The sequence below is a fragment of the Lentilactobacillus sunkii DSM 19904 genome (assembly GCF_001435575.1).
Lineage (GTDB): Bacteria > Bacillota > Bacilli > Lactobacillales > Lactobacillaceae > Lentilactobacillus > Lentilactobacillus sunkii.
This window is the reverse complement of record NZ_AZEA01000010.1, coordinates 39,721-66,009: the sequence shown is the minus strand read 5'-3', so window position 1 is coordinate 66,009 and position 26,289 is coordinate 39,721. Positions and strand designations below refer to the sequence as shown.

Here is a 26,289-nt window from a genome sequence, read left to right as displayed (position 1 = left end):
TTTACTTGGCAATTTCTGCGTTTGTTATTTCTAAGTTCATTTTTTCAATGGTTCCTTCAGCCAGTTCCATGGCCCGAGCATCGCGGATAAGATGTTCAACTGGATACTCGTGGCTGTAGCCGTACCCGCCAAGAATCTGGAGGGCTTTATCACCGGCTGCAACAGCAGAACGGCTGCCATAAGATTTGGCCATTGCTGCTACTTCGGCATATGGTTTGCCGGCAACTTTGTCATTGGCGCCTTTTTGATAAAGCGCTTGGATGTTTTGTTTGGCAATTGCGATATCGGCAATTTTTTCCTGGGTTACCTGAAGTTGATAAAGTGGGGTGTCCATTGCTTTTCGTTCTTTGGCATAACTGACTGCGGTCTGTAATTCATGTTCCGTAATTCCGGCCAACACGGCTCCCATCAATACACGGGCATCGGCATGAGCATTGTCACCAATTTCAAGCCCTTGACCAATAACACCGAGTAAATGGCTGTCGGGAACGACAACGTGATTAAGAACGACCTCACCAACCGGAACACCCTTAAGACCAATGAAATCTTCTCGTTTCCCAAATTTGAATCCTGGCATATCTTTATCAACCACGAAGATTGCCAATTGATCGTCTTCAGTCTTGGAAAGCACACAATAAACTTCAGCCAGGCCGCCATTAGTGATCATAATTTTGTCACCAGTGATCACCCAGTTGCTGCCCTGCTTGATTGCTCGGGTAGCGATGCCTTTGGGATTGGAACCGCCTGATGGTTCGGTCATTGAAAAGGCAAAGATTCGTTTGGATGCACTTGGGAGGTACTTGTCGTTTAATGCTTTATTCCCATATTTGATAAACTGCTCAATGGTTTTGAAATGGCCTTCAAGGGTAACTGCCATTGAAGCATTACCTGTGGCCATTTTCTCAAGGGCTTCGGATGCGGCAACATAGTCAAAATCAGCTCCGCCATATTCACGGGGAAGGGTCATTCCTAAAAGACCGGTTTTGACGACCTTTTGAAAAAGTCCGTCAGGATAGTCACCACGTGAGTCAATATCCATATCGAGTGGGGCCAGTTCATTGGCAGTAAATTCTTTGATCATTTGAATAAGCATTTTATTTTGTTCAATTGTTATCGACATATTAAGTCCTCCTGTGCATACTTTCACAATAACTTATATTCCAAAATTATATATTTAATTATTCCTTTTGTCAATATAAATTCATAATATTTATGGTAATGGGTGGTTCGAATTTATATATTATGGTAATATTAAGCCATTAAGATATTTGAAAATCAGGTGGTGAGCTAATAATGGACATTGAAAAGTTTATTAAGCGCCGAAAAGAATTGGGCTATTCCCAAAGTGAGCTAGCCAAGGGGATCTGTACCCAGGCAACAATCAGCAAGTTTGAGAATAACGGTAAGATGATTTCAACAAAGATTCTGACACAGCTATGCCAAAGGCTTGGGTTGTCACTCAGCGACATTTTCCCCAGTCAATCGGACAAGGATTCGGCTGTTCGCGATGAGCTTCAGCGGGCTGAATTTGATCTCATTACAACCGAATATGATGAAGCATTGGATATTTTGTCGTCACTGGACATAAAATCAATTGATGACAAACAAATTCAAATGGAATATTTATTTATCAGAGGATATGCGCTTGCCCTGAGCAATCGCAGCTCTGAGGACGCTATTTTTTGCTTCGACCAGATTCTTAACGGCTATGATGAGTCACATACAACCGTATATTCACCACTGGCATACGTCGGGATGGGTATCTCGTATCAACAGGCCGGAAATTTTGATAAAGCAGAATTTTATTTTTCAAAGATGCCAAAACGATTGAAGACCATTTCAAATACGGATGTGGATTCGGTTTGGAAGTCATTGACCATGTTGTTTTACACTGGTAATTTTTACTCGGCTCAAAATGAAATGGATACCAGTAATATGTTGCTGCAGTCGCTGATTAATCTCAGTTCGGATCGACACGTCACTTTCTACGTTGCTCGGGCACAGTATCATTTGGCGGAGAATGAGTATTCAGTTAATGGCAAAACAGATCGGTTTGTTGAACTTATCAACGATGCCACAGCATTTGCCAGATTCAATAAAAATAATAATTTGCTCAAACAAATCGATTCATATAATCACAGTATTCAATAAAAAGCATCGAAAGCTTCCTGTCACGGATTAGTGACAAGGCCTTTCGATGCTTTATTTGTTTAGGTATAAATGGCGAAGCTTTTGAATATCGTTCGCGGATAGGTGCATTTGACTTCGAAGATAATGTTTAATGGACCCGGATTGCTGATAGATTGCGGAATAGGCAGCATTGAGATACGCCGCCTTGGCTGAACGGGATCGTTTGAGATTTGCCAATACTTTTCGATTATGGGTGTGGCGTCTCATTTGGCGATATTCGCGATTCGTAACTGATTTTAAATATCGATTGGAAGCCAGATAATTCTTCATAATGGTTGTTTTGGGAATCCCCAGGCTGGAAAGAATCAGCATGGTGGCAATTCCTGTCCGATCCTTGCCATAGGTACAATGATATAAAATTCCACCAGACCTTTGTTTCAGCAGGTATCTGAACATTGTTCGGTAAGCTTTGATACTGTGGGGCTGAGTGACCATTTTTTGATAAAACAGTTCCATATTGTTGGGCTGTTTACCCGCGAGTTCATGGATGTATTGAGCAGTTGTGTGAACCCCAAAGTTTGGGTTCGCCATGACACTCAAGCGATTATTGCGAGTCCCATGCAACGTTGCATCAGGAGCATTGTGGATCTCGCCTTTGGAGCGAAAGTCCAAGATAACTTTAACCCGAAGCTGTTTTTGCAGTTTCCATTTATCGTGAGCTGATAATTTGTTGAGGGCATCCGAACGAATTAATCGATATTTGCGAATATGCTGGCCATTTTTTGCCTGAATGCCACCCAAGTCGCGGGTGTTATCCGTTGCCTTCAAGGAAATGTGGGTGCCAAGCGGGGAAGACTTGCGGGATGCGTTAACTGCAGAAAAGCCTGTCGCAATAAACGCTGACACCAGTCCAACACCCATGATTCGAATGAAACGTTTCATCTTGCACCCCCTCTACATCTATTATATGGCGATCGGGTGAAGACTACAGATATTTTTGGATTTGATTCAGATCAGCTTGGCGTTTTTTCGGTGACTCGTCTTCTGCATTAAAGTTATGCCACTTGATCTTTTTGAGACCGATTTTTTTAAACGTTCCTCTGGATAGAGCCTTCATGATTGGATTGCCGTACTTTAATCGATACAACAGGGTTGGGGTCCCGGCAATCGTAAATATCCTGATGACTGGATTCTTGGGTAAGACAACCCGAGGATTTTTCGAGATCATTCGATTTTTGCTGAATACTTTGTCGATGAAGCCTTTTGTCATTGCCGGCATAACTTCCCACCAGATTGGGAAAATAAAGATGATTTGATCAGCGGTCATTAACCGTTGAAAATAATCATCAACCTGAGCGTTGATTGATTGTCGGGTGCGCCAAGCAGTCAAGTCTTCAGGATGCATGACAGGATCGAAACCGTCTTTATTCAAGTCAATAATGTCTACCTCACCGCCTTTTATTGTTAAATAGTCAACAGTGCTCTGAGCGACAGCGGCACTGTAACTTCGATTGTGAGGCTCATTGTGGCTCGCAGAGAGGGTGTAGGGGTGGTCAAAAATAATCACTGTTTTCATTTGTTTACCTCGTTTTTTCGTTGCTTAAGTTTGCTCTGTTCAAAATGTATTCCAAGGAATATAATTAGTATAAGCAAATGTAGAGAATTGTCAATATATATTCCGAGGAATTTAAAATGAAAAGAAAAAATTCAATTGAAATAATTCGAGAACAGCTTGAGGCTTTTAGAACTCATGACATCGATGATCATATTCTTGAACTGATCAACCAAAATCAGCAAATAGACTCAAATACAACTGCAGAAATGACGATTAACGACCTTCACGTCATGCGTGCTGTGCAGTCTGCTGAGGGAATCAAAATTTCTGAAATTGTTGAGCAGGTCCCGTTAACCCAGGGAGCCGTTTCCAAAGTGGTTAATAAGCTTGCATCTAAAGGCCTTGTTGAGAAGTTTCATCAGCCAACAAATAAAAAGGAGTCATTTGTCCGGCTGACCGAGACAGGCAAAGCCATTAATCAGATTCATACAAATTACCATCTTGAGGAAGAAAATCAATTAGAACATTTGGCTGATCATTACTCAAAGGATGAATTAGAAAAGTTTGCAAACTTTATGAGTGAATTGAACGAGATCCGCGAAAAAATATAACGAATTCAGTAACCGTTTTCTTCCTTGCCACACCAAAAATCTATATAAACTACTTTCAAAAAGAAAGTTAGGTATCCCTAATTAAAGATTTACATCTCTCAAAATAATGCTAACATTAGATTTGTACAAAACATTAGGGAGGTACTGCAATGCCAGAAGAAAAAAAGTCCAAAAAAGAACATTTGATTCATTATGCCAACGGACCTTCGCTGGAAGAAATTAACGGGACGGTTGTTGTTCCAAAAGGAAAAGGTTTTTGGAGAACATTATTTGGTTATTCCGGACCAGGCGCATTAGTTGCTGTTGGTTACATGGATCCCGGTAATTGGTCAACTTCAATCACCGGTGGTCAAAATTTTGAATATCTGCTGATGTCCGTTATCTTAATGTCGAGTTTAATTGCCATGTTGCTTCAATATATGGCGGCTAAACTGGGCATTGTGACTCAAATGGATTTAGCTCAGGCTATTCGTGCCAGAACCAGCAAATCACTTGGATATGTGTTATGGATTTTAACCGAGTTAGCAATTATGGCAACTGATATTGCCGAAGTTATTGGTGCTGCGATTGCCTTGTATCTGTTGTTCCATATTCCATTGGTCATTTCAGTCTTTATTACGGTATTTGATGTCTTGCTATTATTGCTGTTGACCAAGATTGGCTTTCGAAAAATCGAAGCAATTGTTGTTTGTTTGATCTGTGTTATCTTTGTGGTCTTCGCTTATGAAGTTGCACTTTCAGATCCAAACTGGCTCGGTGTCTTCAAGGGACTTATTCCAAACGGTGAGACATTCTCATCATCACCTCACGTTGGCGGCCAAACACCGTTGACCGGTGCTCTTGGAATCATTGGTGCCACGGTTATGCCCCATAACCTTTATCTTCACTCCGCTGTTTCTCAGACTCGTAAGGTTGATCACAGTGATGAAGAAGATGTTGCCCGCACTGTTCGTTTCTCTACTTGGGATTCAAACATTCAATTATCAATGGCTTTTCTGGTTAACTCACTTCTGCTAATCATGGGAGTTGCTGTATTTAAGAGTGGGGCCGTTAAAGACCCATCATTCTTCGGCTTGTTCCAAGCTTTGTCAGATCCTTCTACATTGAGTAATGGGCTCTTAATTGCCGTTGCGAAGTCTGGTATTCTGTCAATCCTGTTTGCCGTTGCATTGTTGGCTTCAGGTCAAAATTCAACCATTACCGGTACCTTAACCGGACAGGTTATCATGGAAGGTTTCATTCATATGAAGATGCCATTATGGCTCCGTCGCTTGGTAACCCGATTAATCTCAGTTATCCCAGTTCTGATCTGTGTTGCAATGACTGGTAGAGAATCGCCAATTCAACAGCATGAGGCTTTGAATACTTTGATGAACAATTCTCAAGTATTTCTGGCGTTTGCTTTGCCATTCTCAATGTTGCCGTTACTGATGTTTACCAATAACTCACTTGAAATGCACGGTCGGTTTAAGAACTCGTGGATCGTTAGAATTCTTGGCTGGGTCTCTGTCGTTGCTTTGACTTTCTTGAATATGAAAGGACTTCCAGGCCAATTTGAAGCTTTTGCCGGTGACAATGCATCTAAGAGTGCGTTGGCCACAGCTGATAACATTTCATACTTCGTTATCTTCCTGGTTGTTGCCTTACTTGTATGGATGGTTTGGGATATTTACAAGAGTAACAAGCGTTTTGAAGCAGAAGCTGCTGCAGCTCAAAGCCAAGCAGCCAATACCGATAAAAAATAGTATAATAAGCAATTGGAAGAGAATTTCATTTGTACCCAAAAGATTCATCATTAAAGAAGGGATGTTACAAAATGGCAAATAAATCAGGCGGTCAAAAATTTGAACGGATTTTAGTTGGTGTTGATGACTCAGAAGATGCTCAACTGGCATTTCGATACGCAATTCGCGAGGCTCGTCAATCGGATGCACGCTTGATCATTACCTCAATCATGGAAGAAGATAACGTTAATGTCTTCCAAGCATTGAGTAAGGATTATGTCCATGGGGAACGCTCTGCTCTTGCAAAGCATATTGAAGGTTATCGTCAATTAGCTTTGCGCGCTGGTGTAAAGGCAGTTGATACGGTTATTGATGAAGGTGACCCTGGCGAAACAATCGTTAAACGGGTTATTCCCGCCACCAATGCTGATTTGTTAATTGTCGGTTCACTTTCTAAGACCGGCGTTCGTAAGTACTTTGGTTCTCAAGCTGCATACATGGCTAAGTATTCACCAATTTCAGTCATGATTGTACGTTAATTATTCAAACTTTTTTCAAAGGGATCGGAAAGATGACTTTCCGGTCCTATTTTCATAATTACAGTATAGGGGGAATCATTTTGGAACTTACAGAAAAAAGCCGCAAGTGGTTCATTGCCACATTACTTTTGGGGACGTTCACCATGTCGATCAGCCAGTCCTCGCTATCAACGGCTTATCCAACATTTATGAGGTATTTTAATTTACCAGCCAGTACAATTGCATGGTTGACGACTGGCTTTATGCTGATCATGTCAGTGGTTATGCCGCTATCACCATGGTTGATGAAAAATTTTAAGTTTAAGCCATTATATTTAGCATTGCTGGTGAACTTCGTGATTGGAACGTTGATTATCATTTGGGCACCCAACTTTCTTGTAATGATGGTTGGCCGACTGATGGAAGGATTCAGCGTTGGTGTCCTGTTCCCATCATATCAATCAATCATTCTTGAAATAACATCACCTGAACACCGTGGATCGGTTATGGGAACCGTTGGCCTGGTGATGGGCTCGGCTTTGGCAGTCGGCCCAATTATTTCGGGTGTTTTGCTGCAATTCTTCCCGTGGGAAGCCATTTTTGCGTTTTTCTTAATTGTTTTAACAATCGTATTCCTGTTGGCACTCAAGACCGTTGTGAGTCCATTGAAGATCGAATCAACCCGATTTGATTTTATTTCGGTATTCATGTCCTTAGGAATTATTGGGCTTTTGTACTTTATCAACGAAATTTCTCATATGACCTTAACCAGTTACTGGAACTGGGGGATTCTGATTGTGTCGCTGATTTTGCTGGTACTGTTCGTCCGTCGTCAATTAAAGATGCCTCAGCCATTGTTACGGTTGGATATTCTTTCAATCACTAACTTTGATCTGGGAGTGGCCTTAACATCTTTATCCTACATGTCGTTAATTACTGTCACAATTGTCATGCCGCTATACTATCAGCAGGTTCTTGGCCTCACACCGTTGTGGTCAGGCCTATCATTGGTACCCGCGGCCGCCGTTTTGTCATGGTTAAATCGGCGAAGTGGCCGATTAGCCGACCGGATTGGCTTTAAGCCGGTCATCATGATTGGCTTTGGCCTGTTTATTATCGGTTGGGCAGGGTTGCTGCTTTTTTCCAGCTTTAACAGTATTTGGATCGCAATTATTTGTTCAATCATCATTGAATCAGGAAACGCTTTTGCGATGATGCCCGCAACCACTTTGGGAGCCAACTCATTAACCAATGACTTGATTCCCCATGGTTCCTCAATTATTGCAACGATCAGACAGATTATGGGGTCAACGGCGATTGTTATCGCAACAGTTGTCTTAGGCGACAAGAACTTTAATGGTGTCTTTTTGACCTTTCTTATCTTGGAAATTATTGCCATTATTTTAGTGTTCAAGATTAAAGATACGAAGAAAAACCCAGTTTATGCATAATTCTTTTTTGTGAAATGGAAACGATTTTTATAAGTAACATACGTTGACTATTGAATTGGTTAACCGTTTTGTAAATCACAATGTATTTTGTTGTATCTGCTTACATTGCATGATATTCTATATTTGGATGTTAAAATGTCTGGACGATTTATTTACACGTTACAGGTTTATCCAAATTTAGGAGGTTATATAATGGCATATCGTACTGTTAATCCTTTCAACAATGAAGTTGTAAAGGAGTATCCCAATGCTACCGAGGATGAGTTGCAATCTGCATTAGCAACTGGTCACGATTTATATGAATCAATGAAGAAACAAGATATTTCCGAAAGAGCTAAGATTCTTCACAACGTTGCTGCAAAGCTGCGTGAGCACTCAGATGAATTAGCTCGTGCTTGTACGATTGATATGGGTAAATTAATTGGCGAATCAAAAGGTGAAGTTGAACTTGTTGCCATCATCGCTGATTGGTTTGCTGATCATGGTGAGGACTTATTAAAGCCAGAAAAGATTGATACCATTGCCACTGGTGATGCTGAAATTCAACATCACGCAACCGGTGTTGTTATGATGGTTGAACCTTGGAACTTCCCTTACTACCAAATTATGCGTGTGTTTGCACCTAACTTTATGGTAGGGAACCCGATGATTTTGAAACATGCTGCCAACACCCCAACATCAGCTAAGATGTTTGCCGATGTTGTTGCCGAAGCTGGCGCACCTAAAGGCGCCTTAACCAACATGTTCCTTTCATATGATCAAGTTACTGAAGCAATCGACGATCCTCGTGTTCAAGGCGTTGCTTTAACTGGTTCCGAGCGTGGCGGTACAGCCGTTGCCGGAGCTGCTGGTAAAGCACTCAAGAAGAACACAATGGAGCTTGGTGGAATGGATCCATTCGTTGTATTAGGCGATGCCAACATGGATGATGTTAATGACATCGCATGGCGTGCACGGATTTACAACGATGGTCAAGTATGTACTTCATCCAAGCGATTCATCGTTATGGACAACGTATATGATGAATTTGTTGAAAACTTGAAGAAGAAGTTTGCTGCTTTGAAGCCCGGCGATCCAATGGACCCTAAGACAACTTTAGCTCCAATGAACACTGAGAAATCAAAGAACAAGCTTCAAGGACAGTTGGACGACGCAATTGCTGCCGGCGCCAAAGTTGTTTATGGTAACGAACACATTGACTTACCAGGTCAATTCTTCATGCCAACAATTTTGACTGATATTGACAAAGATAACCCAGCATACAGCGAAGAAATGTTTGGCCCAATCGCTGCTGTATACAAGGTTCACAGTGAGCAAGAAGCAATTGATCTTGCCAACGACAACCCTTACGGACTTGGTGGAATCGTCTTTGCCGGCGATCCTGACCACGGTGCCGAAGTTGCATCACAAATCGAAACTGGAATGGTATTCGTTAATAACTTCATGGCAACATTGCCTGAATTACCATTTGGTGGTGTAAAGCTTTCAGGTTACGGCCGTGAAATGAGTCACATTGGTCAGATGGCCTTTGTTAACGAGCAATTAATCGTTAAGACTGACAAACCTAACTTGGCTAACCCAGCAGGTGGTTTGGTAGCAGCAGACCCAGAATAGAGAGTGTAACAAACCGTTTAGATCTTGAGTATTAACGGAATAACCGGAGGTAATGCGTGGTTCATGCGCATTACCTCCGGTTATTGTGTTAAACGGAAATGGTTTGTGGAACTCGTTTCGGCAAACTGAAGCAAACCGTTTAGATACTAGGCGTTTCACGCCGTCGGAGCATTGACGGAATAACCAGTTGTGATGTGCAGTTCGTGCACATTACGACTGGTTATTTTAGTTAAATGTCAGGGATCAGCCTTTTGCTGCACATTGTATCTATGGAGAAGCAGAACTGAAGCGGTGCAAAAAAATCGTCAATCACATTTATGATTGACGATTTTTTAGTTTCTCGGCACAACAACCTGCAAAAAGTCCGCCTTTGTTTTCACTGTAATAGGCAGTGACATTGCCGGATCACCATCAATTCGGGCCTGAATGTCACGTTTTGATAATCCTTCAATTGTAAGTGTTTGAGTTTTAAAGTATCGAACTCCTTTGGCATTCTTTAAGTTACCCGTAATGAAGTAGCTCAGGTAAGCGAGCAGGGACATTGGCGTGAAGCTTTTTAGTAGGAATACGTGGAGGTAGTCATCATCATAGGAAGCATCAGGGTTGAAGGCAACGAAGCCGCCAACTGAATTGGTTGTGGTGATGAGCAATATCTGCGCCCGCAAGGTTTCGGTTTGATGGTTCGCTGTGATTTTTAGTTTATAAGATCGGTTAGCGAACAGTTCTTTGAAACCTTTGATGAGATAAATGATTTTCCCGAAGCGTTTTTTATCCTCATCCTTCACATTTCTGGCGATATCGGCTAATCGACCCAGTGTCAGACTGCTGATAATTGGCGTCTGATTAATTGCTCCGAGATCAACTTCAGTTGGATTACCGGCTACCAAGTTGTGGATTGCCTTATCAGTATCCAAAGGAATTTTGAGCGCTCTGGCAAAGTTATTGATTGTCCCGCCTGGGATGATTCCCAGTGGGATGGATTTGCCTGCAGTTAAAAATCCTTCACATGCGGTATTGATCGAACCATCGCCACCAATCGTGACAAGGCAGTCATATTTGTCTGTGGCCAGTTTGGCTTGTTCAACGGCATCATCACGTGACGCTGTTTTGGACAGGGTGACATGTTTGCCGTTTTCTTCCAAGAAAGATTGAGCCTGTTTTGCAATTTTTTCGTTATCACTTGTTCCTGCATTGGCGTTATAGATGATTAAATAATTGTTCATGCTGCACCTCCTCAAGAGGATCGATTTGGATTACATCTATATTATATGTTGATTAATCCTCATCGTCTTCTTTGGGGATTATGGTCAGCGGACCGTTCATAACTGGTGAAGTTGCGTCAACAGTATGGGGGTTTGTGAAAATTTGGAGAAATTTCATGAAACTTTCGGCTGTATTATCTTCGTTCAAGTCTTTCAGTGGCAGCCAGTAGTTTTTTCCCTCATCAGATTGTTTTAAAGTTCCCTGGAAATCACTGGTGCGGTACAGGAAGCCCACCCGTCGGTAAGCTGGTTCGTCGTTGAACCATTCAACAGTTCCGCAAGACTCTAAATTTTTGACAGTGAGGCCGGTTTCCTCAAAGACTTCCCGAACCATGGCATCATAAAGACTCTCACCTTTTTCAACATGACCGCCGGGGAAGGTGTGGCCGAATTTCCAGGCAACATCGGTTTTATCTTCAACTAAGACTTCCTTGGTTTCTTCATTATAAATCATGCACATATTGACCATTTCGATTGATTCAGACCTTGAATATGTCATTTGGCAGCCTCCATTTTATGATTTCGTTTGATTGTTTAATTACAGTATAGGGTAGACGTGATGTGCGGACAAGGAGGGATGAAGTCCAATAATTGTGGATATCATTGCAGGTAGTATAAAGCGCTAAGCTCCCGGAAAAGAAGATACTTCAGTTTTTAAAAGAATTTCTCTTTAAATTCCGTATATATTTTTTAGAAAGACTTTTTATAGCATATACGGTATAATTAAGGCCCATCAAATGAGATTTGAGTATTACAATTATGATGAGTTTCGAAAATTTTTGAGATCACTATCCACCGCAGGTCAAACCACTTGATCATAACTTATATGAAATTAGAGTACATTTAAGCCACAGCATAAGCCGTTCGTTGTATTTTAAATCCATGAATGGACATTACGTCATAACGCAAACATTCATCAAAAAGTCCCAGAGGACACCTAAATCTGAAATTGAAAAAGCCAAGCACAGAAGGAGGAAATTTAATGACTCAAACCGATGATTTGATTAAACAAATGAGTAAGGACCGTCCGGGATTCAAAGAAAAGTTTGAACACTATAATCAACAATTTGACTATGCAGTTGCCATCGTCAATCTCCGTAAATTGGTTGGTTTGACGCAACAACAACTTGCTGATAAAGTCGGTGTTCCGCAGTCGACAATTGCCAGGTGGGAAACTGGTGATGGCAATATTACTATGAAAAATATGGAAAGGATCGCCGCGGCTGTTGACAAGCAGCTGGTGATTGAGTTTAAGTAAACGTAGCATCTCAAAAGAGCCCCGAATTCATTGGTGTGAATTCGGGGCTCAATTATTAGTTGTTATGAATGTTTTAATCAATGTACATGAGAATCTTTGTTGGGATCCAGTCCGCCCAACTGTCCTCTGAATTCTTTTGAGTAGAGATTCAAATCAGATCTGTATGCGTCAAGGTTATCACTCATGTCGACGGTGTAATCAACTTCCTCACCGTGTTCACCTTTATCAAGACCCATTTTTTCTTCTTTACGGTTAACCCGCATTGGCATTACAAGACTCAATAATTTGATGATCACTGAAGCAGCAATTGCAACGAAGACGATGGTTACGAGGGTGGCCAAAATTTGAACGCCTAATTGATGGAGACCGCCACCATAGAAGGCACCATTATGGGTCACAATCGGATTAACGGATTTTGAGGCAAATAATCCAGTGGCAATTGATCCGACAATTCCGCTGACACCATGACATCCAAAGGCATCCAAAGCATCATCGACACCGATTCGGTCTTTAAGATAGTTAACGAAGAAGTAACTCGCAAATGTTGAGAACATGCCGATCCAAAATGATCCGGCGATCGTTACAAAGCCACAGGCAGGGGTGATCCCAACCAGCCCACAAAGGGTACCGGTACAAACTCCGACCAAAGTAGGCTTGCCGCTGATGATCATGTCCAGAATCATCCAGGTGACCATTGCGGTTCCTGTTGACATAGTGGTTGTAATTGTTGCCTGAGCGGCAATATTATCAACACCTAATGCTGACCCGGCGTTAAATCCATACCAACCGATCCACAAGATGGTCGTTCCAAGAAGGACCCAAGGCAAATTGTAATGAGTATGAGGAATGTCGCCAAACTTAACTCGTTTACCCAAGAATGCTGAAAGCACAAATGCAGTAATCCCGGCATTGATATGAACAACGGTTCCACCGGCGAAATCAAGAACACCAAGGCCGTAAAGAATGCCATGAGGACTCCAAACCAGATGGACCATTGGATAGTAAATCAGGATTGACCAAAGAATTAAGAACACTAGTAAGAAGTTAAACTTAATTCGGCCAACAACTGCCCCAACAAACAACGCAGGTGTAATAATAGCAAACATCATTTCAAATACTGAGAAAATACCTGTTGGGATCTTGGTTGCCGTCAATGAGGTCAAATCAACGCCATTCATGAAGAAGTTCTTCACATTTCCGATAATCCCGGCAATATCGCCTGAGAACGACAATGAATAGCCGATAACAATCCAAAGAACAATTGCGACACCTGTCATAATAAAGACTGACAGCATCGTGTTAACAACATTTCGCTTTGAAACCAGGCCCCCATAGAAAAACGCTAGTCCGGGAGTCATGAATAATACTAAAATACTGGATAAAATCATGAACGAAGTATTTGCAGCATTCATAACATCGCTTCCTTCTCTTTTAATGTCATAAATTCTAACATCATCTTTTTAAAACGTCCAGTCTTTTTTGAAATTGGTTAGAAAATTAGAATTCACCTCATTAACTTGAAAACGATGCCAACCCCGGCGCCACGCCAGCTTTCGCGGCACAGTCTCTAATTAAAAAAGTTTAATTGAGCAATTGGTATATGTAAGTAAAGCTAACACAAAAGCAGCCCATCATAAGATGATGGGCTGCTTTAATTGTGATCTATCATTATTTAGTTAATCAAGTTCGTTGATTGCTTCGGGAATCGGCTCATTCCCGGTGCTCATTTCAATGACTTCTTTAATGCCCGCGTGATTTTCGACAAGACCGATCAGAACGTCGGCGACATTATCAATACTGTTTTCGTTTGTACTATATGATCCAAGGGTCACTTTACCAGAACCGCTTTTTTCAACCAAGGCGGTTGGTTGGAGGACGGTGTATTCCAAGTCGGTGTTGTGAATCAGCCACTCGTCCGCATAGTATTTTGCGATCAGGTAATTTTCAAGAGGTGATTCATTAAAATTATCAGGAGACAGTGAACCTTTAGAACTCAGCATGACAAACCGGTTGATTTCCATTTCTTCCGCTGCCTGCATGGCCTTAACAGCGCCATGGAGATCAACTTTCAGTAAATCCCGGCCGCCTGAACCGGCAGTGAAGATGATCGCGTCTGCTTCCGGCAGAGTTTCCTTGATATCGTCCATATCTTCAGTTAAATCTACTTTAAATGGGGTAACGTTATCATGAACAGGAACCCTTTCAGGGTGGCGCGCACCTGCATATATCTTGTCATTTGCATGCTTTGCAAGCTTTTCAACAACGTTTGAACCAACCCGGCCAGTGGCACCAATTACGATAATTTTCATTGTGGAATCCTCCTCTTCTCTCGTTACCTCAATTATGGTTGATATAAGGCTAGATTGCAAAAGAAAAATTCAAATTGGGTCAATTGAGCTTTTTTAACTCGAAGGTTCCTAGCAGCATGTGAGTAATTTTTAATGCAACCACTAGTGAAATGATCCAGAAAATCAGCAGTAGAATTAGTTCAACGCCTGATAGGGCAAGAATTGACATGCTCTCCGGAAGCAGCAGAGTTAACCATCTTACAAAATATAACGAGAGTGTTAAAAATATCCCCACAAAGGCCAAGTAGACAATCCACCAGACAATTTCATGCTTTAGTCGAGCTTTACGATGTTCCTTATATGAATCATCGTCGTTCATTACAATCATCTCCAGAAAATATGTATTCATGCTAAGTGTAACAAACAGTAGAGTCGATATGTGGAAATTCATAAAATATTCAAACTTGATCCAGGTCAATTCTTTATAGCTGTTTTCCCCATATACTTAAGACATAAATTAAGGAATGGAGCGGGAAATTATGAAATTTCAACGATATATTAATCAGCATACAAATCAAATTACGCTGGCAACCGCAATTTTAATTGGGGTCGGCCTGCTTGGAAAAGTTATTAACAGCGATATGATTTACACGGTTTCCTTCATTGTTGCCTCTATCATATCCGGAACGCCGATTGTTCTTCGAGCAATTTCCGCACTGCGGTTCAAGACCATCAGTATTGAACTGCTTGTCAGTATCGCCGTGATTGGGGCTTTTATCATTGGTGAATACAATGAATCGGCCATTGTGACCTTCCTGTTCTTATTTGGAACATTTTTGGAAGACAAGACTTTGGCCAAGACCCGTCACTCGATCAAAGATTTGACGGAAATGGCACCAACAACCGCTTTGGTAGTTGATGAAGATGGTGAAACCGAAGAAACCGACGTCGACTTTGTGGATGTCGACGACATCGTTCTCGTCAAAGCCGGTGGTCAAATTCCCGTCGACGGTGAAATCGTTGACGGATCAGGCCACATTAATGAAGCCAGTATTACTGGTGAATCCAAGTTAGTCACCAAAAAGGCCGGTGATCAGGTATTCTCAGGGACGATGCTTGATAACGGAACGGTTAAAGTTCGCGCAACCAAAGTTGGTGATGACACCACGTTTGGCAAGATTGTCGAATTGGTTGAAGATGCCCAGGATACCAAATCACCAGCAGAAAAGTTTATTGACAAATTCGCCACATACTACACCCCGGCCGTTTTAATTATCGCCTTGATTGTTGGCCTGGTTACTAAAGACTTTCGATTAGCGATTACCGTGTTGGTATTAGGGTGCCCAGGGGCCTTGGTTATTGGCGCCCCGGTTTCAAACGTTGCCGGAATTGGCAATGGTGCTAAAAACGGTGTCCTGATCAAGGGCGGCGAAGTGATGAATACCTTTGCCAACGTTGATACGCTGGTATTTGATAAGACCGGTACCTTAACTGAAGGTAAAACAGCTGTTACTCAGTTCAAAGATTATTCAAAGGATAAATTAGGAATCCAAATTGCTGCCGCCGTTGAAAAGCAATCCGATCATCCACTGGCTCAAGCGGTCGTGAGTTTCACAGCCGATCACAAAATTGACTTTGACAATATCAAGGTAGCCGATGCCGATACGATTAAGGGCCGTGGGGTCAAAGCAACTGCGGATGACCACCAGGTATTGATCGGTAATCTGAGAATGATGAACGATGAAAAGATTCAACTGACAGCACAACAACGAGAAGATTTGGAAAATAGTCAAAATCAGGGCAGTTCAACGGTGATTGTTGCCTTTGATGGTCAAGTTCAGGTAATCTTTGGAATTTCCGACGTTATCCGTCAGGGTGTCAAAGAAAGCCTGGCTCAGCTTAAGTCATTGGGCATTAAGAAGACCGTCATGCTGACAGGTGATAATTTACAGACTGCCAATGCCGTTGCCCAACAAATCGGGATTGATGAAGTGCATGCAGAACTGTTGCCTGAACAAAAGGTTGACTATGTTAAACAGTATCAACAAGAAGGTCATAAAGTTGCCTTCGTTGGTGATGGGATTAACGATAGTCCATCATTGGTAACCGCCGATATTGGGATTGCCATGGGTAGTGGAACCGATGTTGCCGTTGAAACATCTGACGTGGTCCTAATGTCATCCGGATTTAACGAATTAATTCATGCATACGGCTTATCAAAGAAGACTGTCATGAACACCAAAGAAAACATTTTTATCGCAATTGCCACAGTTGCCGCATTACTGATTGGTTTGATTCTTGGCTTTATTTACATGGCCAGTGGGATGTTTGTCCATGAAGCAAGTATCCTGGTTGTTATCTTCAATGCCATGAGATTGATCAAATATCAGCCCAAAAAAGCAAAACTTGATCCAGATCAATTATCTGTCAGCCAATACGGTTTATCATTAAAGCAGTAAAAGAGATGGAGGTCATTAATATGAGTAAAGCAATTTTACAGTTAGACGCATTATCATGCCCGTCATGTATGCAAAAGATCCAAGGTGCACTGGAAAAACAGGATGGCGTTGAAAACGTCAAAGTGTTGTTCAATGCAGCCAAAGTCAAAACCGAGTTCGACGGTGACAAAATTTCCGCTGACAAATTGTCCGACACTGTAACCGATTTAGGTTATGAAGTTCAATCAATGAAAGTGAAATAGGTGAAGAATATGACAACAGCAACTCCAGAAAAACTATTTGAAGCAGAAGTAAAACAAGCAGATATTGATCATCACACCCCAACTGCCGGCGCTATGACCGGACATATTGTTTCAAACCTGGTTGTTTTATCAGACAAGCTCCAGATGGCAAAGTGGTATGTGAAAGGGATGCAGGCTGAACAACTCAAAGCTTTATTCGGCAGACTGCTGAACCAGACATATGCTCAAAAGGATGCCTTGGGAACAGTCTTGATTGACGAAGCGTTGGTGACACCAAGTACTCAAAAAGAGTTTGGCGAGTACGCCATGCTTGAAGAAAACGGCCAAAACAAATACGAATCTGCAGAGTGGATTGTCAATGATTTGGTTCATGATTATGACACTGAGAACATGTTTGTGACCCGTGCTATCAAGCTGGCAGACAAAGAAGATCGCCCAGTTTTGGCACAGCATTTGGTTGGTTTGTTACGGGATAACAATCACAACATTGCCAAACTTCAAGCTTTACTTGGCAAGACACCACGTGAAGGTCTGGATGAGGAAGACGATGAAGACTAGATTTAAATGATCCTTCATGAAATACAAAAAGTTCCGGAGCAGATTTTGCTTCGGAACTTTTTTGATGCAATTTTTTGAGCTTAAATGTTTAAATAAACGAGCAAAATGATAAAAACAACTGTAACAGCTAAAATCCACCAGCCAACTCGATAAGCAGTTCCTTGATACTTTGAAATCTGATCTTCACTCAAATGTTCGAAATTGGGCATTTTCAGCGAGGCGTTTTGAAACATACTGGCTTGCAGCAGGGTAAAGTCTTTCCTAATGAGAAGCCGGTAGGTTGTCCACGACAACACCAAAATAAATCCAATCATCGCGATGTTGATTGAGACAAAAAGCAATAGGGCACAAATTATTAGAGCACTAGTTAAAAAAATCTGCGAGCTTTCATCGTTAACCACGCTTTCTTTATTTCAAATCGAGTCGCTGCGTTTAAATTACCAGAGATATTCAACTGGGTTTTTAATGTATTTATCGTAAACGTCACGGACAATCTGCATTTGCTCATCGGTAAAGGCCGGCAAATCGGCAGCTGTTGTATTACGTTCAATTTGAGTGGGATTGCTTGCGCCGGGGATGACTGCTGAGACGGCATCATACATTAGGATAAAACGTAAAGCCATTGCAGCAAGATTGTCTGTTCCAAGGCGTTGCTTTAATTCATTTGCAGCTTTGACGCCAGTCAAATAATCAACACCAGAGAAGGTTTCACCTTTATCGAATTGTTCACCATGACGATTGGTAGTTCGATGATCTTCGGGTGCAAATTTCGTGTCGGCTGTGTACTTACCGGTCAAAAGACCACTCGCAAGGGGAACACGAGCCAAAATACCGACGTTGTTCTTCTTGGCCAAGTCGAAGAAGAGATCGGCTGGACGTAAGCGGAACATGTTGAAGATGATTTCTACTGCTGAAATATTGTAGCTTAAGGCTTTGATGCCTTCTTCAACTCGTTCAACACTGACACCGTAATTCTTGATTTTACCTTCCTTTTTGAGTTTGTCCATTTCAAAGAAGGTTTCCGGCATGTAATAGTTCATCATTGGTGGGCAGTGGAGCAGAACCATATCCAGTGAATCAGTTCCCATATTTTGAAGCGACTCTTCAACGTAGCGGGCAAGGTGGGCTGGATCGAAGTGCTTGATGTCCAGTGGCATTTCTTTTCGACCAATCTTGGTGGTGTAGTGGACGTCAGGATGGTTCTTGATGAATTCACCCACCGCTTTTTCGCTTTGCCCATCCTGATAACCATCAGCAGTATCGAAGAAGTTGACCCCTTGATCATAGGCTTCCTCGAGTGTGTCCCGAGCATCTTTTGGATCAAATGGGGTTCCCCATTTACCACCAAGCTGCCATGTTCCAAGAGAGACCTCACTAATCTTAAATCCGGTTTTTCCAAGTGTTCTGAATTGCATGATTGTTCCTCCAATTTATCATATTGATATGTTTATCATAACATTTTCCAAAGTGTGGTTGAGGGGGGCTAAAACGACTGACTAAAGCTGGACCGTGAGAAAATGCTGATATTTTAGAAAAAGAATGATTAAAATACGTAAATTAATCAAAAAAATTAAGTAAAAATAGTCATATACCGTTTTAAACACGAACATTAACGTTGACTTCCATTATGATGTCAAGTATATTGTAGACACTAAATAAATTGAAAAGGTGAGTGGTTGGAATGGCAAACGTTGTCGGTGTGGCAATGGGATCAATATCTGATTGGCCAACGATGAAGCTGGCTTGTGAACAACTTGAAAGTCTTGGAATCCCTTATGAGAAGCACGTTATCTCAGCTCATCGGATGCCCGATGAACTTCAAGAATTTGGCAAGACAGCTCGTGACAAAGGGTTGAAAGTGATCATCGCCGGAGCTGGTGGGGCTGCTCATTTGCCCGGAATGATTGCCGCCAACACGACACTTCCAGTTATCGGCTGCCCCATGAAAACACGAACATTAAATGGTGTTGATTCATTGTTATCGATTGTTCAAATGCCATTTGGCGCTCCGGTAGCCACTGTCAGCATCGGTGAAGCCGGCGCGAAGAATGCCGCTTTACTTGCTGCTCAGATTTTAGGAACAACCGATCCGACAATTGCCAAAAAGCTTGCCGACTTAAAAGAAAAGCAAAGAGTGGAGGCCAAAAACAGTGAGCAGCAGTTCGATTAAAACCATTTTGCCACCAGCTACGATTGGAATTGTTGGCGGTGGCCAGCTTGGCCAAATGATGGCCCTGATTGCCAAATCAATGGGCTATCATGTTGGAATCCTTGACCCAACCCCTCAGGCACCGGCTGGACAGGTTGCCGACTTCCAAATTGTTGCCGAATATGATGATGTTGATTCATTGATGAAGTTGGCCGAAAAAAGTGATGTTCTAACTTATGAATTTGAAAACGTTGATGAGGATTCACTTCTCAAAGCCAAAAAGGTTGCCGAACTTCCTCAAGGTGTCAATTTACTTCATATTACCGGCCAACGGTTGAACGAAAAGAACTTCATCCAAGATTGTGGCATTCCGGTAACCAAGTTCGCCGCAGTTACTGATGAGGATTCACTGAAGACAGCGATTGATAAAGTTGGATATCCGGCAATTCTCAAAACGGTCTCCGGCGGTTACGACGGCCACGGCCAGATGGACATTAACTCAGCTGATGACATCGCCAAAGCTTCGGAACTTTACTCCAAAGCTGAATGTATTCTCGAAGCCCGACAAGATTTCATTGCCGAAGCTTCAGTGATGGTGACCCGTGATTTGAACGGTAAGGTCATTACCTTCCCACTTGTTGAGAATCGCCATAAGAACCATATCCTCCACACAACCATTGCACCTGGAAGATTTTCCAAAACGGTTCATGCCAAAGCCAAGCAATATGCCGAAACCATTGCTGATCGGCTCGACTTATATGGGGTTCTTGGAATCGAACTTTTCGTTATCGACGGTCAGGATGTCATGGTTAACGAACTGGCACCCCGTCCACATAACTCCGGTCACTACACGATCGAAGCCTGCAACATCTCTCAATTTGAAGCTCACATAAGAAGTATCTGCGGCTTGCCAATCCCTGAAATCGTTCAGGAAAAGCCCGCAGTGATGCGTAACCTATTAGGAACGGATTTAACCCTTGCCCGCAAGCTGCTCACTGAACATCCAGAGTGGCATTTCCATGATTACGGCAAGGCTGAAATAAGACCACAACGTAAGATGGGCCACGTTACCGTTGTTGGTGACGACATTGACCAGTTGCTTAAATCAACAGACATGCTAAAGGGAGAAAACTAAAATGACTGAAATTGTTAAAAAAGATTTGTTGTATAAAGGTAAAGCTAAGGAAATGTTCACAACCAACGATCCTGATACCATGTGGGTTCACTACATGGATCAGGTAACTGCCTTTAATGGAAAGAAAAAAGTTCAGATGGAAGGTAAAGGCCAAACCAACTGTGAAATTTCAGCTTTGATCTTCAAAGACCTAGCCAACCACGGCATTAAAAACCATTTCATTAAGCAAATTGATTCAAATAACCAATTAGTTAAGCGCGTTAAGATCATTCCACTTGAAACAGTTGTCCGTAACTTTGCTTCAGGAAGCTTTGAAAAGAAATTCGCTGTTAAGCACTTGATGAAGTTCGACAAGCCGGTTCAAGAATTCTTCTACAAGAGTGATGAACTCGATGACCCCTTCATCAATGATTTCCAAGCCGAAGCTTTAAATGTTGCCACTGAAGGTCAGATGAACAAGATGCGTGCCATCGCTCTTAAAGTCAATGACCGTCTTAAAGAAATCTTCTCAGAAATGAACATTGATTTGGTTGACTTCAAAGTTGAATTTGGAATCGACTCCGACAACGAATTAATCTTGGCTGACGAAATTTCTCCAGACAGCTGCCGTTTAATTGATCGTGACACTAAGAAGTCACTTGACAAGGATGTCTTCAGAAAAGGTCTTGGCGCTTTGGTTCCTGTCTATAAAGAACTTCTTGGTCGCTTGGAAAAAGTGGAGGATGTTAAATAATGGCTCTTGTAAAAGTTTATGTTAATTACAAAAAATCAATTTTAAATCCTGAAGCAGAAGCTGTTCACAAGGCCCTTAAGCGTTTAGGCTATGACAATATTGATGACGTTAAACTTGGCAAATACTTTGAATTAACCGTTGCAGACGGCAAATCAAAAGCTGAGCTTGACAGCGAAATCAATGAAATTTGTGACAAACTTTTAGCTAACTACAATATGGAAAACTATCACTACGAAATTGTTGAAGCGGAGGCTGCCCAATGAAATTTGCCGTCCTTGCATTTCCAGGTTCGAATTGCGAAATGGACCTCTACAACGCAATTAAAGACATCATCAAAGAAGATGTCGAACTGGTTTCATATAAAAAGAACACACTCGAAGGTTTTGACGCCGTACTTATTCCCGGCGGTTTCTCTTATGGCGATTATCTGAGAAGTGGCGCAATTGCCCGTTTCTCACCAATCATTCCTGCTTTACAGGAATTTGCCAAAAGCGGCAAACCAGTTCTTGGAATTTGCAACGGATTTCAAATTTTGACTGAAGCCGGATTACTTCCCGGCAGCCTGCAGAAAAATGTTTCAGCTAAATTTATCTGCAAGACCGAACCACTGGTTGTTAACAACGATCATTCAATGTTTAGTTCAGAATACAAAGAAGGCCAATTGATCAGCCTGCCTATTGCCCATGGTGATGGTAATTACTACTGTGACCAAGACACATTAAGGGAACTGGTTGCCAATGACCAAATCGTTTTCAAATATGCCAACAATCCAAACGGTAGTGTTGATAACATTGCCGGAATCATCAATAAACAGGGTAATGTCCTTGGAATGATGCCCCATCCTGAACGAGCCGTTGAAGCAGTCCTTGGTTCAGATGACGGCATCGGCGTTTTCCAGTCAATCGTCAATCACATTAAGAGTCGAGGGGTTATCTATGAATAGTGTAATGGATCAAACAACCGAAGCAACGCCGGAACAAATCCGCGATAACAAGTTATACCAATCAATGGGATTAACCGACCACGAATATGGTTTGATTAAGGATGAAGTTTTACACCGTCTTCCCAACTACACCGAAGTAGGTTTGTTCTCAGGAATGTGGAGCGAACATTGTTCTTATAAAAACTCCAAGCCTGTTTTGAAGAAGTTCTTTACTAAAGGCAAGCACGTTGTTAAAGGTCCTGGTGAGGGTGCCGGGATTATTGATATCGGCGACAACCAGGGAGTTGTGTTCAAAGCTGAAAGTCATAACCATCCGTCAGCCGTTGAACCTTTCCAAGGCGCAACCACGGGTGTTGGTGGAATCTTGCGGGACATCTTTTCAATGGGTGCCCGTCCAATTGCCAGCATGGATAGTTTAAGATTTGCAGAACCTAAGACAGATGCCGACAAATACTTCATCCAACAAATCGTTGCCGGAATCAGTGCCTATGGTAACTGTATCGGAATTCCAACGGTTGGTGGCGACACAGCCTTTGATGACGCTTATGCCCACAATCCTTTGATCAATGTAATGTCCGTTGGTTTGATGGATCTTGATAAAATCGAAGTTGGCGCAGCAGCCGGTGTTGGCAACAGTATCATCTACGTCGGTCACAAGACTGGTCGTGATGGAATTAACGGTGCCTCATTTGCCTCATTCCAATTCGATTCCGAACACGAAAGCCAACGGTCAGCTGTTCAAGTTGGTGATCCATTTGAAGAAAAATTAGTTATGGAAGGCTGCTTGGATGTTATCAATAACCATTCTGACGCCTTAATTGGTATTCAGGATATGGGTGCTGCCGGATTGGTTTCATCATCTGCAGAAATGGGCTCAAAAGCCGGTGGAAACGGAATGGAACTTGATCTTGACTTGGTTCCTCAACGTGAAGCAGGGATGTCAGCTTTTGAATTAATGCTTTCCGAATCCCAAGAACGGATGCTCTTGTGTGTCAAAGCGGGTCATGAAGATGAAGTATTAAAAGTTTTCAGCGATCATGGCGTTAACGCAGTGGTAATTGGTCACGTTACTGAGGGCCACAATTACAAACTGCTTCATCACGGTAAATTGGTTGCTGATGTTCCTGTTGATTCACTGGCTTCACAAGCTCCTGTTTATCATCGTGAATCAGAAATGCCTGAACATTTAAAGAATGCCGATTCCAAGCAATATCAACCAAAAATTACCAACCCAACTGAAACATTAAAAGAAATGCTGGGTCAATTAACAATTGCTTCAAAAGAAAGTATTTACGAAACATATGATACCCAGGTTCAGACCAATACCGTTGTTGCTCCTGGATCAGATGCAGCAGTTGTCCGGGTTCGTCATCATGACAAAGCTCTGGCAATTACCACCGATGTCAATGGTCGTTACCTTTACTTGAATCCTCGGGTTGGCGGTGCCATGGCAGTTGCCGAAGCAGCGCGAAACATTGTTGCTTCTGGTGCTGTTCCACTGGGAATTACCGATTGCCTGAACTTTGGTAATCCTGAAAAGCCTGATCAGTTCTATGAATTGGATCAAGCAGTTATGGGAATGAGCGAAGCCTGTGAAAAGTTTGAAGCACCAGTCATCTCAGGTAACGTTTCCCTCAACAATGAATATGACAACGTACCGATTTATCCAACTCCAATGGTTGGAATGGTTGGTTTGATTAAAGGATTGGATCACATTACAACCCAAGATTTCAAGCAAGCTGGCGACGCGGTCTACGTTGTTGGTAAGACCGAACCAGGATTCAACGGTTCTCAAATTCAAAAGATGCAAACCGGTGAGATTTCCGGTCAGCTCTTCAACTTTGATTTAGATTATGAAGTTAAAATTCAAAAATTAGTCACAGCAGCAATCCAGCAGAAATTACTCAACTCAGCCCATGATATCTCAGAAGGCGGTTTGATTACTGCGATTGCCGAAAGTACCTTTGGTAATCAATTGGGAGTTGATTTAGCCGCCGACTTAACAGTTGCTGATTTCTTCTCAGAAAGCCAATCAAGATTTATTGTTTCTGTACCACAAGAAAAGCAAGCTGAATTTGAACAATTAGTTGGAAATGACGCCCAAAAGCTTGGAAAGGTAGTCGATGACAATCACCTGTTTGTCCAAGCCAACGACGGTTACTTCGATCTTGACGTTGATAAAGCATTTGGTATTTGGAAAGGGGCATTGCCATGCCGTCTGAAGTAAAAAGTTTAAATGAAGAATGTGGGATCTTTGGCGTTTGGGGTTCTCCCGATGCTGCCAAGCTTACCTACATTGGCCTCTTTGCCCTTCAACATCGTGGCCAGGAAGGTGCCGGAATCACAGTGAACGATGATGGCCACTTGACTACCAAGCGGGGATTTGGGTTGTTAACAGATGTCTTTGACTCACCCAATGCGGTTGATGATATGACTGGGGATGCGGCAATTGGTCACGTTCGTTATTCAACTGCCGGCAGCAATCTCCTGGAAAATATTCAGCCATTACCATTTAATTTTAGTGATACGCAATTTGCTTTGGCTCACAACGGTAACTTAACCAACGCCATTTCAATTCGTAAAAAGTTGGAAGACCGCGGTGCCATTTATCATTCAAGTTCAGATACAGAAAATCTGATGCACCTGATTCGACTGAGTCGCAAAGATAATTTGGACGACCAGATGAAAGAAGCTCTTAACATCATCAAAGGCGGCTTTGCTTACCTTGTGATGACCAAGGACCGCTTATATGCCGCCCTTGATCCCAACGGTTTTCGACCTCTAGTCGTTGGCCAACTTCCAAACGGGGCCTACGTTGTCTGCAGCGAAACCTGTGCCCTTGACGCGGTTGGTGCTGAATTTAAATTTGACGTTCAACCAGGTCAATTGGTTAAAATTGATAATTCTGGGATTACCGTTTCTCAATACACAGATGATACCCAACTGGCAATCTGCTCAATGGAGTTTATCTACTTCGCTCGCCCGGATTCAGATATCTATGGGGTTAACGTTCACTCTGCCAGAAAACGGATGGGTGCTCGGTTAGCTCAGGAACAGCCGGTTGAAAATGCCGATATGGTGATTGGCGTTCCCAACTCATCTCTTTCAGCCGCAATGGGTTATGCCCAAGAATCTGGTTTGCCATACGAGATGGGACTTGTGAAGAATCAATATTCTGCCCGAACTTTCATCGAACCAACTCAGGCGCTTCGTGAGCAGGGGGTTAACATGAAGCTTTCTGCCGTTAAAGGCGTTGTCCGTGGTAAGAATCTGGTACTTGTTGATGATTCAATTGTCCGTGGGACGACGAGTCGTCGGATTGTTAAGCTGCTTAAAGATGCCGGTGCAGCTTCCGTTCATTTGCGGATTGCTTCCCCACCATTACGCTACCCATGCTTCTATGGAATTGATATCCAACACGTTCGTGAACTTATCGCTGCTAATAAGACGATTGAAGAAATGCGTGAAACCTTTGGTGCCGATTCATTAGGCTTCTTGAGTGTTGAAGGCGTTGTGGATTCGGTTAATTTAAAGACCGATGCGCCAAATAAAGGTCTCTGTGTTGCCTACTTTGATGGCAAATATCCAACACCACTTTACGATTATCAAGAAGAATACGATCGTGATCAAGCTCAACTACAATCAATGAGATGAGGTAA

At 42.3% G+C, this 26,289-nt stretch carries 26 protein-coding genes and 1 pseudogene; 18 read left to right on the top strand and 9 right to left on the bottom strand.

The annotated features are described in order from the left end of the window. Window position 1 precedes the first annotated feature (1 nt). Window positions 2-1,120, bottom strand: a complete 1,119-nt coding sequence (locus FD17_RS07500) for an acyl-CoA dehydrogenase family protein (RefSeq protein ID WP_057825193.1) — start codon at window positions 1,118-1,120, stop codon at window positions 2-4. Between the two features lie 173 nt (window positions 1,121-1,293). On the opposite strand from FD17_RS07500, the gene FD17_RS07495 reads away from it, so the two are divergent. Then, window positions 1,294-2,151 (top strand): helix-turn-helix domain-containing protein, encoded by an 858-nt coding sequence (locus tag FD17_RS07495; RefSeq protein ID WP_057825191.1) that lies wholly within the window; start codon window positions 1,294-1,296, stop codon window positions 2,149-2,151. 51 nt (window positions 2,152-2,202) lie between these two features. On the opposite strand, the gene FD17_RS07490 is transcribed toward FD17_RS07495, so the two are convergent. Continuing rightward, window positions 2,203-3,072 (bottom strand): tyrosine-protein phosphatase, encoded by an 870-nt coding sequence (locus FD17_RS07490; RefSeq protein WP_082617168.1) that lies wholly within the window; start codon window positions 3,070-3,072, stop codon window positions 2,203-2,205. A gap of 43 nt (window positions 3,073-3,115) precedes the next feature. Then, a complete protein-coding gene (locus FD17_RS07485) occupies window positions 3,116-3,706 on the bottom strand; it encodes an NAD(P)H-dependent oxidoreductase (RefSeq protein WP_057825189.1) in 591 nt (196 codons plus the stop codon). Between the two features lie 116 nt (window positions 3,707-3,822). Here FD17_RS07485 and FD17_RS07480 point away from each other — a divergent pair, with 116 nt between their 5' ends. The 5 genes from FD17_RS07480 (at window position 3,823) to FD17_RS07460 (ending at window position 9,603) form a co-directional block, all read left to right on the top strand. Continuing rightward, entirely contained in the window at window positions 3,823-4,296 is a 474-nt protein-coding gene (locus FD17_RS07480; protein WP_057825187.1) for a MarR family winged helix-turn-helix transcriptional regulator, read from the top strand. Window positions 4,297-4,445: 149 nt separating this feature from the next. Next, window positions 4,446-6,041 carry an Nramp family divalent metal transporter gene (locus tag FD17_RS07475; protein ID WP_057825185.1) on the top strand — a complete coding sequence of 532 codons (1,596 nt, stop codon included), beginning with the start codon at window positions 4,446-4,448 and terminating at the stop codon, window positions 6,039-6,041. A gap of 71 nt (window positions 6,042-6,112) precedes the next feature. After that, window positions 6,113-6,559, top strand: a complete 447-nt coding sequence (locus FD17_RS07470) for a universal stress protein (protein ID WP_057825220.1) — start codon at window positions 6,113-6,115, stop codon at window positions 6,557-6,559. A gap of 80 nt (window positions 6,560-6,639) precedes the next feature. Next, window positions 6,640-7,989, top strand: coding sequence for an MFS transporter (locus FD17_RS07465; protein ID WP_057825182.1), 1,350 nt, complete (start codon window positions 6,640-6,642; stop codon window positions 7,987-7,989). Window positions 7,990-8,181: 192 nt separating this feature from the next. Further along, a complete protein-coding gene (locus tag FD17_RS07460) occupies window positions 8,182-9,603 on the top strand; it encodes an NAD-dependent succinate-semialdehyde dehydrogenase (protein WP_057825180.1) in 1,422 nt (473 codons plus the stop codon). Window positions 9,604-9,935: 332 nt separating this feature from the next. Here FD17_RS07460 and FD17_RS07455 read toward each other — a convergent pair whose 3' ends face one another. Then, entirely contained in the window at window positions 9,936-10,826 is an 891-nt protein-coding gene (locus tag FD17_RS07455; protein WP_057825179.1) for a diacylglycerol/lipid kinase family protein, read from the bottom strand. A 52-nt stretch (window positions 10,827-10,878) separates the two neighbouring features. Next, on the bottom strand, window positions 10,879-11,364 hold the full coding sequence (locus FD17_RS07450) for an 8-oxo-dGTP diphosphatase (protein ID WP_057825177.1): 486 nt from the start codon (window positions 11,362-11,364) through the stop codon (window positions 10,879-10,881). A 305-nt stretch (window positions 11,365-11,669) separates the two neighbouring features. Here FD17_RS07450 and FD17_RS13565 point away from each other — a divergent pair. After that, window positions 11,670-11,864, top strand: a pseudogene (locus tag FD17_RS13565) (type II toxin-antitoxin system RelE/ParE family toxin); the annotation flags it as partial. Beyond that, entirely contained in the window at window positions 11,848-12,123 is a 276-nt protein-coding gene (locus FD17_RS07445) for a helix-turn-helix domain-containing protein (RefSeq protein WP_057825175.1), read from the top strand. The pseudogene FD17_RS13565 and the gene FD17_RS07445, both read left to right, overlap by 17 nt. Window positions 12,124-12,200: 77 nt before the next feature. Here FD17_RS07445 and FD17_RS07440 read toward each other — a convergent pair whose 3' ends face one another. The 3 genes from FD17_RS07440 to FD17_RS07430 all read right to left on the bottom strand — a co-directional run bounded on the left by FD17_RS07440 (window position 12,201) and on the right by FD17_RS07430 (window position 14,790). Next, window positions 12,201-13,535, bottom strand: a complete 1,335-nt coding sequence (locus tag FD17_RS07440; RefSeq protein WP_057825174.1) for an ammonium transporter — start codon at window positions 13,533-13,535, stop codon at window positions 12,201-12,203. A 264-nt stretch (window positions 13,536-13,799) separates the two neighbouring features. Beyond that, the gene (locus FD17_RS07435; RefSeq protein ID WP_057825172.1) at window positions 13,800-14,432 is read right to left on the bottom strand and encodes an NAD(P)H-binding protein; all 633 of its coding nucleotides are present in this window, start codon (window positions 14,430-14,432) and stop codon (window positions 13,800-13,802) included. A gap of 79 nt (window positions 14,433-14,511) precedes the next feature. Next, window positions 14,512-14,790 (bottom strand): hypothetical protein, encoded by a 279-nt coding sequence (locus FD17_RS07430; protein ID WP_057825170.1) that lies wholly within the window; start codon window positions 14,788-14,790, stop codon window positions 14,512-14,514. A gap of 160 nt (window positions 14,791-14,950) precedes the next feature. Here FD17_RS07430 and FD17_RS07425 point away from each other — a divergent pair, with 160 nt between their 5' ends. Genes FD17_RS07425 through FD17_RS07415 form a run of 3 tightly spaced genes read left to right on the top strand, consistent with a single transcriptional unit; the run spans window position 14,951 to window position 17,670 of the window. After that, window positions 14,951-16,870, top strand: a complete 1,920-nt coding sequence (locus FD17_RS07425) for a heavy metal translocating P-type ATPase (RefSeq protein ID WP_057825168.1) — start codon at window positions 14,951-14,953, stop codon at window positions 16,868-16,870. Window positions 16,871-16,890: 20 nt separating this feature from the next. After that, a complete protein-coding gene (locus FD17_RS07420) occupies window positions 16,891-17,112 on the top strand; it encodes a heavy-metal-associated domain-containing protein (protein WP_057825166.1) in 222 nt (73 codons plus the stop codon). Between the two features lie 9 nt (window positions 17,113-17,121). Next, window positions 17,122-17,670, top strand: a complete 549-nt coding sequence (locus FD17_RS07415) for a ferritin-like domain-containing protein (RefSeq protein ID WP_057825164.1) — start codon at window positions 17,122-17,124, stop codon at window positions 17,668-17,670. A 437-nt stretch (window positions 17,671-18,107) separates the two neighbouring features. Here FD17_RS07415 and FD17_RS07410 read toward each other — a convergent pair whose 3' ends face one another. Next, the gene (locus tag FD17_RS07410) at window positions 18,108-19,085 is read right to left on the bottom strand and encodes an aldo/keto reductase (protein WP_191983132.1); all 978 of its coding nucleotides are present in this window, start codon (window positions 19,083-19,085) and stop codon (window positions 18,108-18,110) included. Window positions 19,086-19,351: 266 nt separating this feature from the next. Between FD17_RS07410 and purE the strand changes: the two genes are divergently transcribed. From purE to purF, 7 genes are read left to right on the top strand one after another with little or no spacing between them, the layout of a single operon-like run. Continuing rightward, window positions 19,352-19,840, top strand: a complete 489-nt coding sequence (gene purE, locus FD17_RS07405; RefSeq protein WP_057825161.1) for a 5-(carboxyamino)imidazole ribonucleotide mutase — start codon at window positions 19,352-19,354, stop codon at window positions 19,838-19,840. Next, window positions 19,821-20,954, top strand: a complete 1,134-nt coding sequence (gene purK, locus FD17_RS07400) for a 5-(carboxyamino)imidazole ribonucleotide synthase (protein ID WP_057825159.1) — start codon at window positions 19,821-19,823, stop codon at window positions 20,952-20,954. Before purE ends, purK begins: the two co-directional genes overlap by 20 nt. Window position 20,955: 1 nt before the next feature. Continuing rightward, window positions 20,956-21,687 carry a phosphoribosylaminoimidazolesuccinocarboxamide synthase gene (purC, locus tag FD17_RS07395; protein WP_057825157.1) on the top strand — a complete coding sequence of 244 codons (732 nt, stop codon included), beginning with the start codon at window positions 20,956-20,958 and terminating at the stop codon, window positions 21,685-21,687. Next, entirely contained in the window at window positions 21,687-21,950 is a 264-nt protein-coding gene (gene purS, locus FD17_RS07390) for a phosphoribosylformylglycinamidine synthase subunit PurS (protein WP_057825155.1), read from the top strand. The genes purC and purS overlap by 1 nt, the downstream gene beginning before the upstream one ends. Further along, complete coding sequence (gene purQ, locus FD17_RS07385) at window positions 21,947-22,630, top strand: phosphoribosylformylglycinamidine synthase subunit PurQ (protein ID WP_057825153.1); 684 nt, start codon at window positions 21,947-21,949, stop codon at window positions 22,628-22,630. The genes purS and purQ overlap by 4 nt, the downstream gene beginning before the upstream one ends. Then, window positions 22,623-24,857: a phosphoribosylformylglycinamidine synthase subunit PurL gene (gene purL, locus FD17_RS07380; protein WP_057825151.1), complete on the top strand. Its 2,235-nt coding sequence runs from the start codon at window positions 22,623-22,625 to the stop codon at window positions 24,855-24,857. Before purQ ends, purL begins: the two co-directional genes overlap by 8 nt. Beyond that, complete coding sequence (gene purF, locus FD17_RS07375; protein ID WP_057825148.1) at window positions 24,842-26,284, top strand: amidophosphoribosyltransferase; 1,443 nt, start codon at window positions 24,842-24,844, stop codon at window positions 26,282-26,284. Before purL ends, purF begins: the two co-directional genes overlap by 16 nt. Window positions 26,285-26,289: the final 5 nt, after the last annotated feature.

What these genes read in the sequence shown, in the direction of transcription:
- FD17_RS07500 (WP_057825193.1), bottom strand. Translation starts at nt 1,120, where the DNA reads ATGTCGATAACAATTGAACAAAATAAAATGCTTATTCAAATGATCAAA.
- FD17_RS07495 (WP_057825191.1), top strand. Translation starts at nt 1,294, where the DNA reads ATGGACATTGAAAAGTTTATTAAGCGCCGAAAAGAATTGGGCTATTCC.
- FD17_RS07490 (WP_082617168.1), bottom strand. Translation starts at nt 3,072, where the DNA reads ATGAAACGTTTCATTCGAATCATGGGTGTTGGACTGGTGTCAGCGTTT.
- FD17_RS07485 (WP_057825189.1), bottom strand. Translation starts at nt 3,706, where the DNA reads ATGAAAACAGTGATTATTTTTGACCACCCCTACACCCTCTCTGCGAGC.
- FD17_RS07480 (WP_057825187.1), top strand. Translation starts at nt 3,823, where the DNA reads ATGAAAAGAAAAAATTCAATTGAAATAATTCGAGAACAGCTTGAGGCT.
- FD17_RS07475 (WP_057825185.1), top strand. Translation starts at nt 4,446, where the DNA reads ATGCCAGAAGAAAAAAAGTCCAAAAAAGAACATTTGATTCATTATGCC.
- FD17_RS07470 (WP_057825220.1), top strand. Translation starts at nt 6,113, where the DNA reads ATGGCAAATAAATCAGGCGGTCAAAAATTTGAACGGATTTTAGTTGGT.
- FD17_RS07460 (WP_057825180.1), top strand. Translation starts at nt 8,182, where the DNA reads ATGGCATATCGTACTGTTAATCCTTTCAACAATGAAGTTGTAAAGGAG.
- FD17_RS07455 (WP_057825179.1), bottom strand. Translation starts at nt 10,826, where the DNA reads ATGAACAATTATTTAATCATCTATAACGCCAATGCAGGAACAAGTGAT.
- FD17_RS07450 (WP_057825177.1), bottom strand. Translation starts at nt 11,364, where the DNA reads ATGACATATTCAAGGTCTGAATCAATCGAAATGGTCAATATGTGCATG.
- FD17_RS07445 (WP_057825175.1), top strand. Translation starts at nt 11,848, where the DNA reads ATGACTCAAACCGATGATTTGATTAAACAAATGAGTAAGGACCGTCCG.
- FD17_RS07440 (WP_057825174.1), bottom strand. Translation starts at nt 13,535, where the DNA reads ATGAATGCTGCAAATACTTCGTTCATGATTTTATCCAGTATTTTAGTA.
- FD17_RS07435 (WP_057825172.1), bottom strand. Translation starts at nt 14,432, where the DNA reads ATGAAAATTATCGTAATTGGTGCCACTGGCCGGGTTGGTTCAAACGTT.
- FD17_RS07430 (WP_057825170.1), bottom strand. Translation starts at nt 14,790, where the DNA reads ATGAACGACGATGATTCATATAAGGAACATCGTAAAGCTCGACTAAAG.
- FD17_RS07425 (WP_057825168.1), top strand. Translation starts at nt 14,951, where the DNA reads ATGAAATTTCAACGATATATTAATCAGCATACAAATCAAATTACGCTG.
- FD17_RS07420 (WP_057825166.1), top strand. Translation starts at nt 16,891, where the DNA reads ATGAGTAAAGCAATTTTACAGTTAGACGCATTATCATGCCCGTCATGT.
- FD17_RS07415 (WP_057825164.1), top strand. Translation starts at nt 17,122, where the DNA reads ATGACAACAGCAACTCCAGAAAAACTATTTGAAGCAGAAGTAAAACAA.
- FD17_RS07410 (WP_191983132.1), bottom strand. Translation starts at nt 19,085, where the DNA reads ATGCAATTCAGAACACTTGGAAAAACCGGATTTAAGATTAGTGAGGTC.
- purE (WP_057825161.1), top strand. Translation starts at nt 19,352, where the DNA reads ATGGCAAACGTTGTCGGTGTGGCAATGGGATCAATATCTGATTGGCCA.
- purC (WP_057825157.1), top strand. Translation starts at nt 20,956, where the DNA reads ATGACTGAAATTGTTAAAAAAGATTTGTTGTATAAAGGTAAAGCTAAG.
- purS (WP_057825155.1), top strand. Translation starts at nt 21,687, where the DNA reads ATGGCTCTTGTAAAAGTTTATGTTAATTACAAAAAATCAATTTTAAAT.
- purQ (WP_057825153.1), top strand. Translation starts at nt 21,947, where the DNA reads ATGAAATTTGCCGTCCTTGCATTTCCAGGTTCGAATTGCGAAATGGAC.
- purL (WP_057825151.1), top strand. Translation starts at nt 22,623, where the DNA reads ATGAATAGTGTAATGGATCAAACAACCGAAGCAACGCCGGAACAAATC.
- purF (WP_057825148.1), top strand. Translation starts at nt 24,842, where the DNA reads ATGCCGTCTGAAGTAAAAAGTTTAAATGAAGAATGTGGGATCTTTGGC.